Here is a 15041-nt window from a genome sequence, read left to right on the forward strand (position 1 = left end):
ATTTTCAAGATCCGGATCGAAGGCTTGAGGCGAATAAGGTGGCTGTGAAAATCGGGTAACTGTCTGATGACCCATCCAGTACGCATTTGTCTCGATATCTCAGTCACACGTCAATTTAAGAATGGTAAACACGATGTCCAATAAACTAATCGCTGCAGGTCTTTTGTCAATCGGTGTGCTCGCTGGCTGCTCCAGCGCTTCGGGCCCAACTTTCAACGCCAACGAGATCCAGACGTCCAACGGCGCCCAGGTTTATCGCGTTGAATGTCATGGTTTGTTCGAAAGCGTGGCGGCATGCGTGAAGCAGGCCCAGAAAATCTGCGGCGACAAGCCCGCATACAAGCTCGAAACCATGGAACGCCTGCGCGCACCGTCCGAAGATTCGGCCGATCCGCGCGTCCTGACGTTCCAGTGCGGCGCGCCCGCTCAGCCTGAAGTCGCGCCGGCGCCCGTGCCAGCTCCGGTCCCGCAGGCCGCGCCGGAAATGCCCCGCCAGATCGATTTGAGCGGCGACGCTAACTTCGCTACCGACAGCGCTACGCTGACGGCGAAAGCGAGCGACACGCTCGACGAGTTCGTGTCTGCCGCCCAGGGCGTGACGTTGCGCCAGGTCGCAGTCGCGGGCTACACGGATTCCACGGGTTCGGCAACGCACAACCGTCAGTTGTCGCAACGCCGTGCGGAATCGGTCATGCAGTATCTGAAGAGCCATGGCCTGCATTCGCAAAGCTACACGGCACAAGGTTTTGGCGCGTCGAATCCGGTCGCGTCGAACGCGACCGTCGCCGGCCGCGCCAAGAATCGCCGCGTGGAAATTCGCGTCAGCACGCAGCAATAATCGATGTAGTAGTTTCAACGCCCCGGATGATGTTGCCAAGCATCCGGAAGCGTAAAACCCCCGCAGGCGCGTCGCGCCTGCGGGGGTTTTTTGAGGCGTGTACCCGATCTATCGGTTGCTATTCAAGAACATTCAGAACAACGTGAGTTGCGCGCGTCCTGGGCCGCCTTCAAGCGTCAGCAGATGTTGCTTGCGCTCTACGCCGCCCGCGTAGCCGGTCAGCTCTCCATCGGCGCCTATCACGCGATGACACGGCACGATGATCCCCACGGGATTGCGCCCGTTTGCTCCGCCCACGGCGCGCGATGCCCCCGCGGCGACGCCCATCCGGCGCGCAAGGTCACCGTAGGTCCAGGAGGTGCCGAACGGGATCTCTTGTAATGCCGCCCATACACGCTGCTGGAACTCGGTGCCATTGAGCCGCAGCGGTACGGAAAACACCGTGCGCTCACCGGCGAAGTACTCGGCGATCTGTTCCTTCGCCGCAATGATCGCACGTGACTTCGGCGGACCTGTATCGAGGAGACCGGCGGGAAAATGTTTCTGGCCGACGAAAAACAATCCCGTCAGGTAGTCGTCCTCCGCGCGATACGCGAGGTGGCCCAGCGGACTCGGTGCAATGTGGCATTCGATCAAGATACGTCTCCAGCCAATTTTTTAACGCTCAGATAAACGGATTATCCGTCTTGCCCGCGGGCTTCGGCGGTTCATCGGCGAGTTTCACGGGTAGGCTTGCGTCATTCTGCAACGCATCGACGATGGCGTTTACCGCCTTTTGCAGTGCAAGCGCCGTGGTCAAGCCAGTCTTGTCGCGTGCTATTTCCAGGTCGCCGGAAATGGAAAGCCGCGCGGTGTCGTTGGCGATCACGAGCGCGTCGCCGTTGATGTTGAGGGTATCGGTATCGTTGGCAAATGGCTTAAACACCTTTCAGTCCTCCAATGCGTTGATCTTTCAGCGTGTCCGGAATGCCTGGAAATTGCAGTCCGCTCATGGCCTCAAGTTCATGGACCGTCTTGACTGTGTATTCGTTCGTCGGCGTGTTGTCGACCACCACGGCGAACGCCAGGTCACGTCCCGGCAGATACACCACCTTATACAACTGCGTGGGTACGAGCACGCGCGACTCGCCAATGGTCTGCAACTGCCGTCCGGAAAACAGGGGGCCGGTGACCACGTAGGCATCGCCGGACTGCTCCACCAGCCGCCGCACGGACTGTTCTATACGCGACCAGATGCGCCGGTTATTCGACGGATTTTGCGGCACGACGTTCGCCAGCGAAAACGATTCCGCCATGCTTTTCTTGTCCCAGCGGTCGCCAGCCGGGCTCATATGGCCGCGATCGTAGCCACTCTTCTTGTAGTCCGAGAGCGTGGCGCTGTCGCCGGGCGGCAGTTTTTTATCGACGAAGAAACGATTGGTGCGGGTGTTGTCGCGGGCATCGTCCATGTGCTCCGCCGTCAAGTGTTCCGCCGACCACAACGGCCCGTGCGTCACGCCGGAATGCAGGACAGCGAAGTCGGAATAACAGAGTTGCTGCGTCGAGACGCGCATCTTCGCGTTTGCGACGATAGGCGCGCGGCCGCCTGGGCTGAACTGGGGACAGTCGCTGGCCGCGAGGGCATTGAGTGACACGGTAGCGCCGAGCGCGGCCAACAAAGATACTAAAAACGTGAGGCGGATTTTCATGCGGCGTGCAGGGTCGGGTTTCGCGGGTTTCGTCGAGGCGGGAGTATAAGGCGCTGGGGTCCATCACGTGGCGATGAGATCGATGCTATTGACGGCATGCATGCTGCCGGCGGCCAAAACGCGCACGCGATAAAATCCCTCGCCGTTGCATGGTGCATGCTTGCATCGTGGGGCCGCGACGATCCTTGTCCGATTTGCTGCAACTCCGCTGCAACTCCGCTGTGACTTTGCCGCGACCGTGCTGACTATTCCCTTGTTTCCATTTGCGAGCTTCCGCGCCCATGACTTCGATTAGCCGCATGCTTTGCGTTGTTCTAGCTTTAGCCGTATCGGTTGCATCGCCCGCTTTTGCCGCTTCCAACGATGAGGCTGCTTCCAACGATGAGGCCGCGTCCTCGCCATCGGTCGCTTCATCTCCGGCACTGTCCGACAACGACGGTCCTGCGTACGGCCCAGAACTCCAGGGCTTCGACTATCCGTATCCGGTCAGCCAATTCGCGATTTCATCGCAGCGGCAAATCGTGCGCATGGCTTATATGGACGTCGCATCCAAGCGTCCTAACGGACGGACCGTGGTCCTCCTGCACGGCAAGAACTTTTGCGCGGCGACCTGGAAGGAGAGCATCGACGTGCTCACCGAAGCGGGGTATCGCGTGATTGCGCCGGACCAGATCGGCTTTTGCAAATCGACCAAGCCGGTGCGGTATCAGTACACATTCCAGCAACTGGCGCGCAATACGCACGCGTTGCTTGCGGCGCTTGGCGTGAAAAAAGCGACGCTCGTCGCGCATTCCACTGGCGGCATGATTGCGGTGCGATATGCGCTGATGTATCCGCAGGAGACCGAGCAGCTTGTGCTGGTGAATCCGATCGGGCTGGAGGACTGGAAGGCGAAGGGCGTGCCGTCCATCTCGATTGATGACTGGTACGCGCGCGAGCTGAAAACCAGCGCGGACGGCATTCGAAAATACGAGCAAGCCACGTACTACGCGGGTCACTGGGACCCACGTTACGAGCCGTGGGTGCAGATGCTGGCGGGAATGTATCGCGGGCCGGGCAAGGACGTTGTTGCCTGGAATTCTGCCTTGCTCTACGACATGATTTATACCCAGCCGGTCGTGTATGAGTTTGGGCAGATCAGGACACCCACTTTGTTGCTGATCGGCGATAAAGACACGACCGCGATTGGCAAGGATCTCGCGCCGCCGGAGATCCGGCCGACGCTCGGGCGTTATCCGGAGCTGGCTAAACGCGCGGTGGAGGCGATCCCGGGTGCGAAGCTGGTCGAGTTTGCGGACTTGGGGCATGCGCCTCAGATGCAGGACCCGCGCGCGTTTCATCAGGCATTGCTCGCAGGGCTGGCAGCGCTTGGTGAGAATGGCCATTGAGACGGCGCTTATAGAAACAGCTCATAAAAACCATCTCGTGCGCACGAAACCCCGGCTCCCTATATGAAGACGTTCCTGCTGTATGTTGTGACGGCCATTGCCGAGATAGTGGGCTGCTATTTCCCCTACCGATGGCTAAAGGAGGGCGGGTCCCCTTGGCTTCTCATCCCCGGTGCCGTGGCGCTCGCACTCTTCGCATGGCTGCTGACCCTGCATGCCAGCGCTGCCGGCCGCGTGTATGCCGCGTACGGCGGCGTCTACATCGCCGTGGCGATCATGTGGCTATGGATCGTGGAACGGATTCGCCCAACGAGCTGGGATCTCGCCGGCGTCGCGATCGCGCTGGCCGGCATGAGCGTGATTGCGTTTCAGCCGCGCGGGTAGGCGCGGCTGAAACGCGCGGGCGTCGGTTTGCTCAGGCTTCTAGCGCCAGCAAGGCGAACGTCGCGAGCCAGTGCTCGCCCATGTAATCGCCTGCCACATGCGCGAGGCCCGCGGTCAGGTGAGCGTTCGCCGTGGCGTCGAGCAAGCCGATACGCACGTCGCCCGCCGGCAGTGCACGCGCGAGCGAACGCTGGCACCACGCACGGCTGAGGTTCAGGCCGTCGAGGTGGGCCAGTTTGCCGTCGCTGCGATCCGTCACGGTGGCCGGGGTGAACAGCGTGGCGGGTTCGCCCGCGCCCAACCGGGGCAGGAAGCTGTCGAACCAGCCGGCGAATTCGGCCGGGGGCAACACCCGCCGCATCAACTCGGCTTCCATCAGCGACGACGACAGGAATTCATCGCCGCCCGGTTCCCACGCCTGGCAACCGGCATCGTTCAGATACCAGCGGCGCGCGGTATTGATGATCAGCGTTTCAAACGCCGTATCACCCACTTGCCGCGCATAACCGATAGCCAGCGTCAGCGCGAACGCCGTATTGAAATGCGTGCCCACCCGCAGCGGATACGTCAATTTCGGCAGGTACTCCGTGAAACGCTCGACAAATGCGTGCGCAAGCGGCGCCAGCGCCATGGACCAGCGTTGGCCTTCGCCTGACTGCATCGAATGGAGCTGGCCGGCAAGCGAGAGCAGCCAAGCCCAGCCGTACGGACGTTCAAAACCACGCGCCTCGGGACGCTGCAAGTACGCGACTTCGGCGGCGACATTGGCATGGGTGAAATGCGAGTCGATCAACGCGTGAATTGCAGGCGCTTCCGGCAAGGCGGGGAAGCGGTCAACAAGCCGCGCGATCAACCAGTAGCCGTGAACGCACGAGTGCCAGTCGAAGCTGCCGTAGAAGATCGGATGGAGGGCGCGCGGGCCTTGTGCATCGGCGGCGCTGCCCATCACGTGGTCAAGCTTGTTCGGATATTCGCGCGTCAGGTGGCCAAGTGCGAGCCGGGCGAATTTCGATGCCAGGGCGGCGTCGAGCGTGCGATGCGTTTGATGCGTTTGATCGGACTGCGGATTCATGCGGTTCTCCAGAAAAACCAGGCGTCCGCAATTATGGCAAGACTTCGGCTCAGGAACCGTGTGAATAGAGAGCGGCAACGCGGCGGCAAGAGCACATTTTTGGTTACTTAGGGTAATTACTAATCACTTTCAAAATGATCGATTGTAAGGTTTATTCGTGAGCGTTTCATGCTTCACTCAGTCGGGCGCAAGCCATTGATCTAGTGGAAATTCAAAGCCAAAAAAGGCTTTTGCTGAATTTTGCTCAATTCATTTTCTGACAAAAAACTTTCTTGTTGGGTTAAGTTGTAAGCTGAATTTTTACTGACCGTCATATTGCGTCAACCTGTTTCTCGTCGTATAAACTGCGCGCCAACGCCGCTCAGGGCGGACCGTCTCCGGCATCAGACCGGCTCAAGAGCGGCCACAAGCCGCCGTTTTCAACACGCGACAGGAGTTTCACCCAGTATGGCCGACATCGCCCTCTCAACTTCAGCCGACACCCGGCGACGCGTCCTCGCGATCGTCGGCGCTTCATCGGGAAATCTCGTCGAGTGGTTCGACTTTTATATCTACTCGTTCCTCGCGTTGTACTTCGCGCCGGCGTTCTTTCCAAGTGGCAACCCGACCACGCAGTTGCTCAACACCGCGGGCGTGTTCGCAGCGGGTTTCCTGATGAGGCCGATTGGCGGCTGGATGTTTGGCCGTATCGCCGACAAACACGGCCGCCGCACCTCGATGATGATTTCCGTGCTGATGATGTGCGCGGGCTCGCTCGTGATCTGCTTCTTGCCTACCTACGCGAGCATTGGCGCATGGGCGCCGTTCTTCCTGCTGATCGCCCGGCTGTTCCAGGGTTTGTCGGTGGGCGGCGAATACGGTACGAGCGCGACCTACATGAGCGAAGTGGCGCTGCAGGGGCGGCGCGGTTTCTTCGCGTCGTTCCAGTACGTGACGCTGATCGGCGGACAGCTTGCCGCGTTGCTCGTACTGGTCGTTCTGCAGCAGTTATTGACCACAGAAGAATTGAGGGCGTGGGGTTGGCGCATCCCATTCGGGATCGGCGCGCTCGCGGCGGTAGTGTCGCTGTATTTGCGGAAATCGCTCGATGAAACCACCACGGCCGAAACCCGCAAGCTGAAGGAAGCCGGCACCCTTCGCGGTCTCATGCAACATAAAGGCGCATTCCTCACCGTGATTGGTTTCACGGCGGGCGGATCGCTGATCTTCTACACGTTCACCACGTATATGCAGAAGTATCTGGTGAACACCGCAGGCATGCATGCCAAGACGGCCAGCAATGTGATGACCGCGGCATTGTTTATCTACATGATCATGCAGCCCGCGTTCGGCGCGTTGTCGGACCGGATCGGCCGGCGTAAGTCGATGATCTGGTTTGGCGGCCTCGCCACTTTCTGCACCGTACCGATCCTGTACGCGTTGAAGGACGTCACGAGTCCTGTGATGGCGTTTGTGCTGGTAGTGATTGCGTTGGCTATCGTGAGTCTCTACACGTCGATCAGCGGACTGATCAAGGCCGAAATGTTCCCTGCGGAAGTGCGCGCGCTGGGTGTGGGTTTGTCGTATGCGGTTGCAAATGCGGTATTTGGCGGCTCGGCGGAATATGTCGCGCTGTTCCTGAAGTCGATCGGCAGCGAGTCGACCTTCTACTGGTACGTGACGGCACTGTGCGCGATTTCCTGGATCGTCTCGCTGCGGATGCGCGATTCGTCGAAGGTAGGGTATTTGCGCGACGTGCCTTGACGGCATTAGTGGCATAAGGCAAACCCGGCGTGGGCCGGGTTTGCTGCTGAATCGCGCACATCGGATTGCACTGCAATTGATAGTCCGATGGATCGATTGCGGCGCTCAGGTAGCTACCGGGTAACTATCAGGCAACCAATCTGGCGGGCATGGCGTCGAGTGCGGCCACGTTCCTCCGCAGTCCCTCGAAGATACGATCCGCGACCCTGGCCGGAAAGCCCTCCGGCAACTCAGCCGAGACACGTTCGATAACACCGGGCGTGTCTTCAATCAACCGCTGGATAATCGGTTCGGCATCTCGTCCATATGAGCATCGCGGTGCCATTGCGTTGAAGTGGCGGCGCTGGATATCGCGAAAAGCGTAGTGCCGGTTCCTGCCCGACACAGCCATGGCGAGCTTGGCCTTGTACCACGACCACTGGTTCGCTCCCTTGCCCTCGACTGGCCAGATGGACATGACGTCATAAAGCGGCGTCAGCCGGAAATGTCCGCCCTGAAGCAGCCGGATGCTGAAGTTCTTTGCGTGCCCGTCCGGCGCCGCCAGCAGCCAGAAAAGTATCTGCACGGTCAACAATGTTTCTATGTCGTCGCTCGCCGTCTCCGACTGCTGAAGCACCCGTGCCAGATCGATGACTCCCGGGCCCCCTTCGTTTTCATACTTTTTGTGCGAGGGCAGACCCATTACCTGGCAAAAGTCCTCTTGCGGCAACCTCAAGATCCACTTGCCGCTTGAGTGCATCTGGCGGTCAAAGCGTTTGACGCTCAGCACGCGTTGCCGGCCGAAGGTCTTGATCTCCGTTTCGGCGACCGGAACGCCGTAGGCCCGCAGGAGATGCATGCACAGCCATTCATTTTCGACCGACGTGGTGAGGTCCGCGCGCCGGTTACCCACCAGGCCAAGCGGAAGTTTCAAGATATGTGTAGTGGGCGTGGCGCCGTGGGGTTTCATCCACTGACCCTCGTGCCAGAGGAGCGCCGTCTTTTCCTGCGCGCCGGCCAGGGAAATGCGGAAGTCGTCTTCGTCGTCCTGGGGGCCAAAAGTGCCGCTGCCAGCAGTCTGGTTCAGGAGCATCTCGATTTCCGTGTCACTGAGCGGGGTACCATCGATCCGTTCGACACCAGCGGGCTCTTCGTCGACGCCCAGAAGCTGGACTGCGCCGACGCAGTCCCGGCCAATGGCCTGCAAAAGATCAAACGCATCCAGCGTGTCAGTGCGGAATCGCTGGCCGATACGCTTTCGAATGGCTTCGCTGTCCGGCAGCAGGTTGTCGAAGTAGTTAAGTACCCGATCGCCTTTGAGCGGGGCGTTATCGAGCGGGATAGGCAACGACAGTGAGAGGGGCCGGCTGGCGTCGGAGGCAGCCCACTCGGGGTCGTACGCGAGTTCCATCGGGCCGCGAGTGGGTATGCGCCAGACGCCCATCCGTAAGCCGTTGACCCATACCGACAGCGCTCGGGAATGCGGTTTGCGTCCCGGCATTACCACTCCAGTACAGGTGCGGGCGAGGTCGGAGGAGACGAGCCCTTGTCGAGAACCTGGAGTTGCAGCTCGTATGCACCCAAAAGCGTCAGCAACTGATTGAGGGTCAACGCGCCGGAATCGGCCTCGAGCGTCGATATACGACTTTGGGTAACGCCAAGCCTCGCGGCTGCTTCGGCTTGGGTGAGGCGCGCGCGCCGGCGGCCGGCCGCGAGAATCTGACCCATTTGGTAAGGCGTTGCCACGGTCTGCTGCATGATAATTATCTCTCTCACGAATAAACGAACTTTATTCGTGAGAGAGATAATTGTCAAATATGCGTGTGGCAAATATTTGGCGATTATCTGCCACACGAATAATTGTCGTTTATTCGTGTGGCAGATATTCTTGAACGAGACACGCTGGCAGCAAGCGATACCGGCGCGTGGAGCGGATAGAGTGGATCAGACTTCCGCCCCCGCACCCTCAACTCCCCGCCTCTTTTGCGTGGGGTGCGTTTAAACCACGTGTTTGCTGTTGATTCTGCGGGTTTTTACCGCCTGCTCAGACAAAACGCGCATTATTGAGATAACGGTAAGATTGCGATCAGATGCCCCACTCAGGCGATGCCCCCGATCACGATCCGGCTCGTTGCCGTAATGACGGGCTCGCCAGGACCTAAGCGTCAAGCGCATCGGAACCAACTGCGCGGCGTTTGCGAGTCCGTCTGCTTGGAGACTAGCCCATGGAAGATTTCGATGAAACGCTGTACCTCGTGTGGCGAGCCAACCTGAATGTGCTCGCAGGATCGCCGGCTGGCGGCGCGAGGATTGCCCGCATGATGAGTTTTTCCCCGTCGCACATGAAACTGATCCTGGCCGGAAGGCGTGATTTCAGTGAGGAGTTCGTGCGCGGGGTGGAAACCGTCACCGGCTTGCCGCCGCGCTGGCTGGACGAGCGCCGCGACCGGCGTGACATTCCGCCCGAGACCCAGCGCGCAATGGATGAGGAAACGCCCGCTGCCGTGTTCCGCGGCAATGCGCACCCGGCGCCCAAGCGGCCCGTCCTGCGTGGGCCGGAGCCGCTCCTCTCTCAGACGGAAGCGACCCGGCGCATTGCCGACCAGGCGCTCCAGCAAGTGGAGACGCATCGGCGCGACCAGATGTTCCGGCGCAACCGCGACCTGCTGTTGACTGACCTGCGCCGCGTGGAGCGGCAGCTTGCGATGGTCCAGCTCGATGGCATCAATGCGAAGGCGGAGGATTTGCGCGCGTCGGGAAAACTGGACGATCCGGTGAAGGCCGATCTAGCCGGCCGGATCGAGCAGATCGACAAACACCGGGCGATGCTGATACAGCATGTGGAGAAGCTGGCCCTGTTGCTGACCGGGCTCGACGACTAACGCGGCTAACGACTAACAGCCAGAGCGGGCTAACGCGCCCGTTTGCTGTGGCTGTCGTGGCGTTTCGGTTCGGGAGCAGATTCGTGATCGACCGAGATCGCGACCGGGTCACTTGCGGGAAAACTCTCGTCCAGCGCTTCGTCCAGCGCGTCCTCACGATGGTTCGCCTCCGCCGACGCTTTCGGCTTGCTATGCGGTGGTGTTTTCGGTTGCGGCATGGCAACGCTCCTTCAATGGACCAGCAGATATCACTATAGCAGCGCAAAGTTGTGCGTGCTGTCATGCATCGGGGCCGATGTCGGCGTCAGCGCGCACGCCGCGATATGCCGCCGGCCGCACCCCCGTCCACTTCCTGAATGCGCGATGAAATGCGCTGGGTTCCGCGAACCCGAGCGCATGCGCGATCTCCGCGAGGGTCTGCGTCGTGTCGGCAAGCCGTGCGATGGCGAGATCGCGCCGCAGCGCATCGCGGATCGACTGATAGGTCGCGCCCTCTTGTTTCAGGCGGCGTCTTAGTGTGGCTTCGGCCATGTTCAGCGCCGCCGCGATCTCTTCACTATCAGGCCAGTCGACGGGCGGCGCCTGCCGCAACTTGCGGCGAATCCGCGCGGCGAGCGAATCGGGGTTGCGATATTTAACGATGAAATTGGCCGGCGCCTCGCGCAGGAAAACCTTCAGCGTAGCGGCGGTCTGAACGACCGGCAACGAGACGCAGTCCGGCGCGAGATCGACATACGACGCGGGTTGGTCGAAGAACATTGCATCGCAGAACATCAGCCGGTATTCGTCGCTTGCCGCCGGTTCCGGGCAGCGCAGATGCGCGGCCAGCACCGGGATGCGACGCCCAACCAGCCAGCACAACAGACCATAGATCATGATGAACGCGGTTGCGTAAGCGAACATTGGGCGGGGTGAGGGGCTTTCAGTACCGGTGTCGACGAGACGAATTCTTACCCGCGTGGGATTGGTGTCGATCTCGCATCGCAGGTCGTCCAGCACGAGCCGCAGGAAGCCGGCGATGCGGGTCAGCGCCTGGCCGCCGTCGCGGGAACCCAGCGCAGCATGCGAAAGCAGCGCGAAGCTGCCACGGCGCATCGGATGACTGTCCTGGCCGAAGAATTCATCGTCGAGCGCATCTGCGACGGCGCTCCATAAGCGGCCGTATTGCGCGGCCGATACACGGGCGAGCGGTGCCGCGAGCGTGGCGGGGTTGATGCCCGCTCGCTCGAGTAACGCAGCGCGTGCCACGCCTCGACGCTCGGCGCACCGCAGCGCTTCTTCGACGAAATCCCCCGCGATGGTCCCGCGTTCGTTGCCTCGGCCGCGTGGTGTCCTGAGACCGGGCGGAGCCACAGTCACGGCCGGCCGGGGCCGCTGATCACGCGGGCTTTTCGGTGTTGGGGTAGTCACTAGGTGGCGCATTCGCTCAGGAAGCTTGATCGTTTCAGGCATCGGCAGACGGATGCCTCGCGCCTAGAATCTGGCGTGAGGCTATTTACACTATTTGCCATCCGCTTCGCCGCTTAAGCGCAGCAGTGTAAGCCCAGCGCGTTTCCCCGTATTTCACACGAGCCAGACCATCATGATCGACAGCTTCCTGACCGATGACCAACGCATGATCCGTGACGCCGCGCGCGATTTCGCCACCGAAGTGCTGGCGCCGCACGCGGGTCAATGGGACCGCGATGCCGCCTTGCCGGACGAAGTCGTGCGGCAACTCGGCGAACTCGGCTTGCTTGGCATGATCGTGCCCGCGGAATGGGGCGGTACGTTCAGTGACTATGTGGCGTATGCGTTGGCTATCGAAGAAATCGCGGCGGGCTGTGCCTCGTGTTCCACGCTCATGGCTGTGCACAATTCCGTCGGATGCGGACCCATTCTCGCGTTCGGCACTGAAGCGCAAAAGGCTGAATATTTGCCGAAACTGGCCACGGGCGAGATGATCGGCGCGTTTGCCCTGACTGAGCCGCAAGCTGGATCGGAGGCTAATAATCTGAAGACGCGCGCTATTGAACGCGACGGCCAGTGGGTGCTTTCCGGCGCGAAGCAGTTCACGACCAACGGCGCGCGTGCGGGCATGGCGATTGTGTTCGCCGTTACTGATCCGGAGCTTGGGAAGAAGGGCTTGTCGGCGTTCATCGTACCGACGAATACGCCGGGCTTCAACGTTGGGCGCCCCGAGCACAAGATGGGCATCCGCGCTTCCGATACCTGCCCAATTTCACTCGACGACTGCGCGATTCCGGCCGGCAATCTGCTGGGCGCGCGCGGCGAAGGATTGAAGATCGCGCTGGCTAATCTGGAGGGGGGGCGGATTGGTATCGCGGCGCAGGCGGTGGGCATTGCACGCGCGGCATTCGACGCGGCGCGCGCCTATTCGCATGAGCGTGTGCAGTTCGGCAAACCGATCAAGGATCATCAGTCGGTAGCCAACCTTCTCGCCGATATGCAGACCAGCCTGAACGCCGCGCGTCTGCTCGTGTTGCATGCCGCGCGCATGCGCACCGAAGGCTTGCCGTGCCTGAGCGAAGCGTCGCAGGCGAAGCTGTTTGCGTCGGAGATGGCGGAGCGGGTCTGCTCGCAGGCCATTCAGATTCACGGCGGTTATGGTTATCTGGAAGACTATCCGGTCGAGCGTCATTATCGTGATGCTCGCATCACGCAGATCTACGAAGGCACGAGCGAAGTGCAGCGCATGGTGATCGCACGGCAGCTGTAGGGCGCACGGGGGGCGGGTGACGTCATGCTGAAACAACGCTGATCAACGTCTTCGGTTCAAGTGGTCTAGAAGCGGCGAAGCCTTGCATAAAGGCATCGCCGCTTTTTTTTTGGCTCCCGGATACGCTCACTTTAAGCTCCCGCGAAGGCTCACCTTGATCCGAGCTCACGCTCCCGAATTGCCGCACCGCTGGCATCCCGCAGGTTCTCACCGGTCGTCGGCATCGCAATCTCGTAAATTTGATGATCAATCGTTAAGTCAAAATTTAATAGGGATAACTATTTATTTGAGAGTTTCCCCTGCTGGTTTCTTCAGACCAGCCACCTCGGGAGAACTGCGTTCGAGCGGTTGATCGCTATCGCATTGCGCGCGTCCAATGTCGAATTGGGGTTGGAAGAAGCGGTCAGAGCACATTTCTAGGTGTATACCCCAGACCTCTTGCGTCAATGTTATCGAGATACCGATAATGTTGTCATGGATGTGAAAACTGCAATGCGCGTCTTTGACGTGATCAACCTGTTTGCCGAAGTCCGGCAACCGATGATCTACAGCGAGATTGCGCGTCGAACCGAAATCCCTTTGTCGAGTTGTCATGCGCTTTTGCAGACGATGGTGGCCAAGGGTTATCTCTATGCGCCGGGCGTAAAAGCGGGTTATTACCCGACGCAGCGCTTGTTGCATGTCGCACGCGACATTTGCAGCGAGGACCCGCTAACGCTGCTGTTCCAGCCGTTGCTGACCGCGTTGCGCGACGCGACGGGCGAAACGGCCGCGCTCGCGACGCTCGCAGGCAATCGGGTGGTCTATCTGGACGTCATGGAATCGCGCCAGAAGATTCGCTACAGCGATGAACCCGGCGGTTTCATGTACGTCCATGCCAGCGCAGCAGGCAAGGCGCTGCTAGGTGCGTTGCCGGTGGATGCACGACGGCGCCTGCTCGACAGTTGCGAGCCGCTGAGTGCATCGACGGACGGGTCGGTGATCGATCGCGCGGCGCTCGAGGTGGAAGTGGAGCAGGGCGTGACGCTTGGCTGGCATCGTTCGACCGGAGAGAACGTCGAGGACGTTGCAGGCCTTGCGAAGGGGTTCTCGATTCACGGCGAAGCGTTCGCGCTCGTTATAGGCGGCCCGAAGGCGCGCTTGCTGAAGAACCAGGAGCACGCCGTCGCGGCGCTCCTCGATATTTTCGACCGGATACCGCAGACGCTGATCGGCTAGCGGCAGTGGTGATTTTGGTCACGTCGACGGCTCAATACGTCGCGCAAGGAGACGAGCATGCAGGATCAGAGGCGCTGGAAGAACCGGCCCGACGGTTCGACCTGGGGTGATTTCGGTCCCGACGATCAACTCGGACGACCGAACCTGATCACCACGGAACAAGTGCTGAAAGGCGCGCGCGAGATTCGGGCTGGCCTGAGTTTCTGCCTGTCCCTGCCGCTGGATTATCCGGGCGACAGCAAGCTGAATGTGCGTCGCCATCCACCGGTTTTGCGGCCCACTACGAAGGATGGTCTGCCCTACGTGAACTTTCCATTCGCGCGCATGGAGGAGCAGGCGACCGACGTGGTTAGCGACGATCAAGTCCTGATGAGCCTGCAATATTCCACCCAATGGGACTCGCTTGCACACGTGGGCGCGCTCTTCGACGCCGACGGCGACGGCGTGGCGGAAAGCGTTTACTACAACGGTTACAAGGCGAACACGGACGTAGTCGGGCCAATGGACTACCGTCGCGCCGACGCGTTTGCGCCGCATGCATGCGGAAACGAACATAGCCACGCAGAAGCGCTCGGTATTGAAAATCTCGCGGTGAAGGGCATGCAGGGACGCGGCGTTCTTGTCGATCTCGTGGCGCACTACGGGCGCGAGCATCGAACCGTAGGTTATGACGACCTGATGTTCGCGATTGACGCGGACAAGGTACAGATCGATCGCGGCGACATGCTGCTGCTGCGCACCGGGTTCGCTGAACTGGTTCTGGAGATGAATCGTCATCCCGATGAAGCCGTGCTCAACAGCCAGTGCTGCGCACTTGACGGCCGCGACCAGCGGCTGTTGCAGTGGCTGACCGATTCGGGCATTGCCGCGCTGGTGGCGGACAACTACGCGGTCGAACGTTATCCGGCGCGTCCGGGCGAAGGTCACTACCCGCTGATGCCGCTCCATCATCATTGTTTGTTCAAGCTCGGCTTACCGCTCGGCGAGCTCTGGTATCTACGCGATCTCGCGGCATGGTTGCGCGCCAACGCTCGCTCGCACTTCATGCTCACGGCGCCGCCGCTTCGTCTGCCGGGCGCAATGGGTTCGCCCGTGACGCCGATCGCAACCGTCTGATTTCACAAAGTACA

Annotated in this window: 16 protein-coding genes; 8 read left to right on the forward strand and 8 right to left on the reverse strand. The window is 60.5% G+C overall.

Translation table 11 applies throughout. The features are described from left to right. The first annotated feature begins 133 nt into the window (after positions 1-133). The gene (locus tag SBC1_RS28380; protein WP_165102602.1) at positions 134-838 is read left to right on the forward strand and encodes an OmpA family protein; all 705 of its coding nucleotides are present in this window, start codon (positions 134-136) and stop codon (positions 836-838) included. A gap of 132 nt (positions 839-970) precedes the next feature. Here SBC1_RS28380 and SBC1_RS28385 read toward each other — a convergent pair whose 3' ends face one another. From SBC1_RS28385 to SBC1_RS28395, 3 genes are read right to left on the reverse strand one after another with little or no spacing between them, the layout of a single operon-like run. Next, a complete protein-coding gene (locus SBC1_RS28385) occupies positions 971-1474 on the reverse strand; it encodes a methylated-DNA--[protein]-cysteine S-methyltransferase (protein ID WP_165102605.1) in 504 nt (167 codons plus the stop codon). A 28-nt stretch (positions 1475-1502) separates the two neighbouring features. Beyond that, positions 1503-1763 carry a hypothetical protein gene (locus SBC1_RS28390; RefSeq protein ID WP_165102607.1) on the reverse strand — a complete coding sequence of 87 codons (261 nt, stop codon included), beginning with the start codon at positions 1761-1763 and terminating at the stop codon, positions 1503-1505. Beyond that, positions 1756-2526 (reverse strand): DNA/RNA non-specific endonuclease, encoded by a 771-nt coding sequence (locus SBC1_RS28395; RefSeq protein ID WP_165102610.1) that lies wholly within the window; start codon positions 2524-2526, stop codon positions 1756-1758. The genes SBC1_RS28390 and SBC1_RS28395 overlap by 8 nt, the downstream gene beginning before the upstream one ends. 281 nt (positions 2527-2807) lie before the next feature. Between SBC1_RS28395 and SBC1_RS28400 the strand changes: the two genes are divergently transcribed. Beyond that, on the forward strand, positions 2808-3914 hold the full coding sequence (locus SBC1_RS28400) for an alpha/beta fold hydrolase (RefSeq protein WP_165102613.1): 1107 nt from the start codon (positions 2808-2810) through the stop codon (positions 3912-3914). Positions 3915-3977: 63 nt separating this feature from the next. Then, the gene (locus tag SBC1_RS28405; RefSeq protein ID WP_165102616.1) at positions 3978-4298 is read left to right on the forward strand and encodes a YnfA family protein; all 321 of its coding nucleotides are present in this window, start codon (positions 3978-3980) and stop codon (positions 4296-4298) included. A gap of 31 nt (positions 4299-4329) precedes the next feature. Here the strand turns inward: SBC1_RS28405 and SBC1_RS28410 are convergent, their stop codons facing one another. Then, positions 4330-5370 carry a DUF2891 domain-containing protein gene (locus tag SBC1_RS28410; RefSeq protein ID WP_165102619.1) on the reverse strand — a complete coding sequence of 347 codons (1041 nt, stop codon included), beginning with the start codon at positions 5368-5370 and terminating at the stop codon, positions 4330-4332. Between the two features lie 447 nt (positions 5371-5817). Between SBC1_RS28410 and SBC1_RS28415 the strand changes: the two genes are divergently transcribed. Beyond that, positions 5818-7113: an MFS family transporter gene (locus SBC1_RS28415; RefSeq protein ID WP_165102622.1), complete on the forward strand. Its 1296-nt coding sequence runs from the start codon at positions 5818-5820 to the stop codon at positions 7111-7113. A 127-nt stretch (positions 7114-7240) separates the two neighbouring features. On the opposite strand, the gene SBC1_RS28420 is transcribed toward SBC1_RS28415, so the two are convergent. After that, entirely contained in the window at positions 7241-8593 is a 1353-nt protein-coding gene (locus SBC1_RS28420) for a type II toxin-antitoxin system HipA family toxin (RefSeq protein WP_165102625.1), read from the reverse strand. Further along, the gene (locus SBC1_RS28425) at positions 8593-8850 is read right to left on the reverse strand and encodes a helix-turn-helix transcriptional regulator (RefSeq protein WP_165102627.1); all 258 of its coding nucleotides are present in this window, start codon (positions 8848-8850) and stop codon (positions 8593-8595) included. The genes SBC1_RS28420 and SBC1_RS28425 overlap by 1 nt, the downstream gene beginning before the upstream one ends. Positions 8851-9317: 467 nt before the next feature. Here SBC1_RS28425 and SBC1_RS28430 point away from each other — a divergent pair, with 467 nt between their 5' ends. Beyond that, positions 9318-9974 carry a hypothetical protein gene (locus tag SBC1_RS28430; protein WP_165102630.1) on the forward strand — a complete coding sequence of 219 codons (657 nt, stop codon included), beginning with the start codon at positions 9318-9320 and terminating at the stop codon, positions 9972-9974. Positions 9975-10003: 29 nt separating this feature from the next. On the opposite strand, the gene SBC1_RS28435 is transcribed toward SBC1_RS28430, so the two are convergent. Together SBC1_RS28435 and SBC1_RS28440 are read right to left on the reverse strand one after the other, a co-directional pair. Next, positions 10004-10192, reverse strand: coding sequence for a hypothetical protein (locus tag SBC1_RS28435; protein ID WP_165102633.1), 189 nt, complete (start codon positions 10190-10192; stop codon positions 10004-10006). Positions 10193-10253: 61 nt separating this feature from the next. After that, a complete protein-coding gene (locus SBC1_RS28440; RefSeq protein ID WP_241202353.1) occupies positions 10254-11333 on the reverse strand; it encodes an AraC family transcriptional regulator in 1080 nt (359 codons plus the stop codon). A gap of 226 nt (positions 11334-11559) precedes the next feature. On the opposite strand from SBC1_RS28440, the gene SBC1_RS28445 reads away from it, so the two are divergent. The 3 genes from SBC1_RS28445 (at position 11560) to SBC1_RS28455 (ending at position 15027) form a co-directional block, all read left to right on the forward strand. Continuing rightward, positions 11560-12693 carry an acyl-CoA dehydrogenase family protein gene (locus tag SBC1_RS28445; protein WP_165104863.1) on the forward strand — a complete coding sequence of 378 codons (1134 nt, stop codon included), beginning with the start codon at positions 11560-11562 and terminating at the stop codon, positions 12691-12693. 474 nt (positions 12694-13167) lie between these two features. Beyond that, positions 13168-13911: an IclR family transcriptional regulator gene (locus SBC1_RS28450; RefSeq protein ID WP_165102639.1), complete on the forward strand. Its 744-nt coding sequence runs from the start codon at positions 13168-13170 to the stop codon at positions 13909-13911. A gap of 57 nt (positions 13912-13968) precedes the next feature. Beyond that, positions 13969-15027 (forward strand): cyclase family protein, encoded by a 1059-nt coding sequence (locus SBC1_RS28455; protein ID WP_165102642.1) that lies wholly within the window; start codon positions 13969-13971, stop codon positions 15025-15027. Positions 15028-15041 lie beyond the last annotated feature (14 nt).

It is taken from the genome of Caballeronia sp. SBC1 (assembly GCF_011493005.1).
Classification (GTDB): domain Bacteria; phylum Pseudomonadota; class Gammaproteobacteria; order Burkholderiales; family Burkholderiaceae; genus Caballeronia.

Coding starts and splice junctions, on each gene's coding strand:
- SBC1_RS28455 (WP_165102642.1), top strand. CDS start 13,969: ATGCAGGATCAGAGGCGCTGGAAGAACCGGCCCGACGGTTCGACCTGG.
- SBC1_RS28395 (WP_165102610.1), bottom strand. CDS start 2,526: ATGAAAATCCGCCTCACGTTTTTAGTATCTTTGTTGGCCGCGCTCGGC.
- SBC1_RS28435 (WP_165102633.1), bottom strand. CDS start 10,192: ATGCCGCAACCGAAAACACCACCGCATAGCAAGCCGAAAGCGTCGGCG.
- SBC1_RS28450 (WP_165102639.1), top strand. CDS start 13,168: ATGGATGTGAAAACTGCAATGCGCGTCTTTGACGTGATCAACCTGTTT.
- SBC1_RS28425 (WP_165102627.1), bottom strand. CDS start 8,850: ATGCAGCAGACCGTGGCAACGCCTTACCAAATGGGTCAGATTCTCGCG.
- SBC1_RS28410 (WP_165102619.1), bottom strand. CDS start 5,370: ATGAATCCGCAGTCCGATCAAACGCATCAAACGCATCGCACGCTCGAC.
- SBC1_RS28400 (WP_165102613.1), top strand. CDS start 2,808: ATGACTTCGATTAGCCGCATGCTTTGCGTTGTTCTAGCTTTAGCCGTA.
- SBC1_RS28415 (WP_165102622.1), top strand. CDS start 5,818: ATGGCCGACATCGCCCTCTCAACTTCAGCCGACACCCGGCGACGCGTC.
- SBC1_RS28420 (WP_165102625.1), bottom strand. CDS start 8,593: ATGCCGGGACGCAAACCGCATTCCCGAGCGCTGTCGGTATGGGTCAAC.
- SBC1_RS28405 (WP_165102616.1), top strand. CDS start 3,978: ATGAAGACGTTCCTGCTGTATGTTGTGACGGCCATTGCCGAGATAGTG.
- SBC1_RS28430 (WP_165102630.1), top strand. CDS start 9,318: ATGGAAGATTTCGATGAAACGCTGTACCTCGTGTGGCGAGCCAACCTG.
- SBC1_RS28380 (WP_165102602.1), top strand. CDS start 134: ATGTCCAATAAACTAATCGCTGCAGGTCTTTTGTCAATCGGTGTGCTC.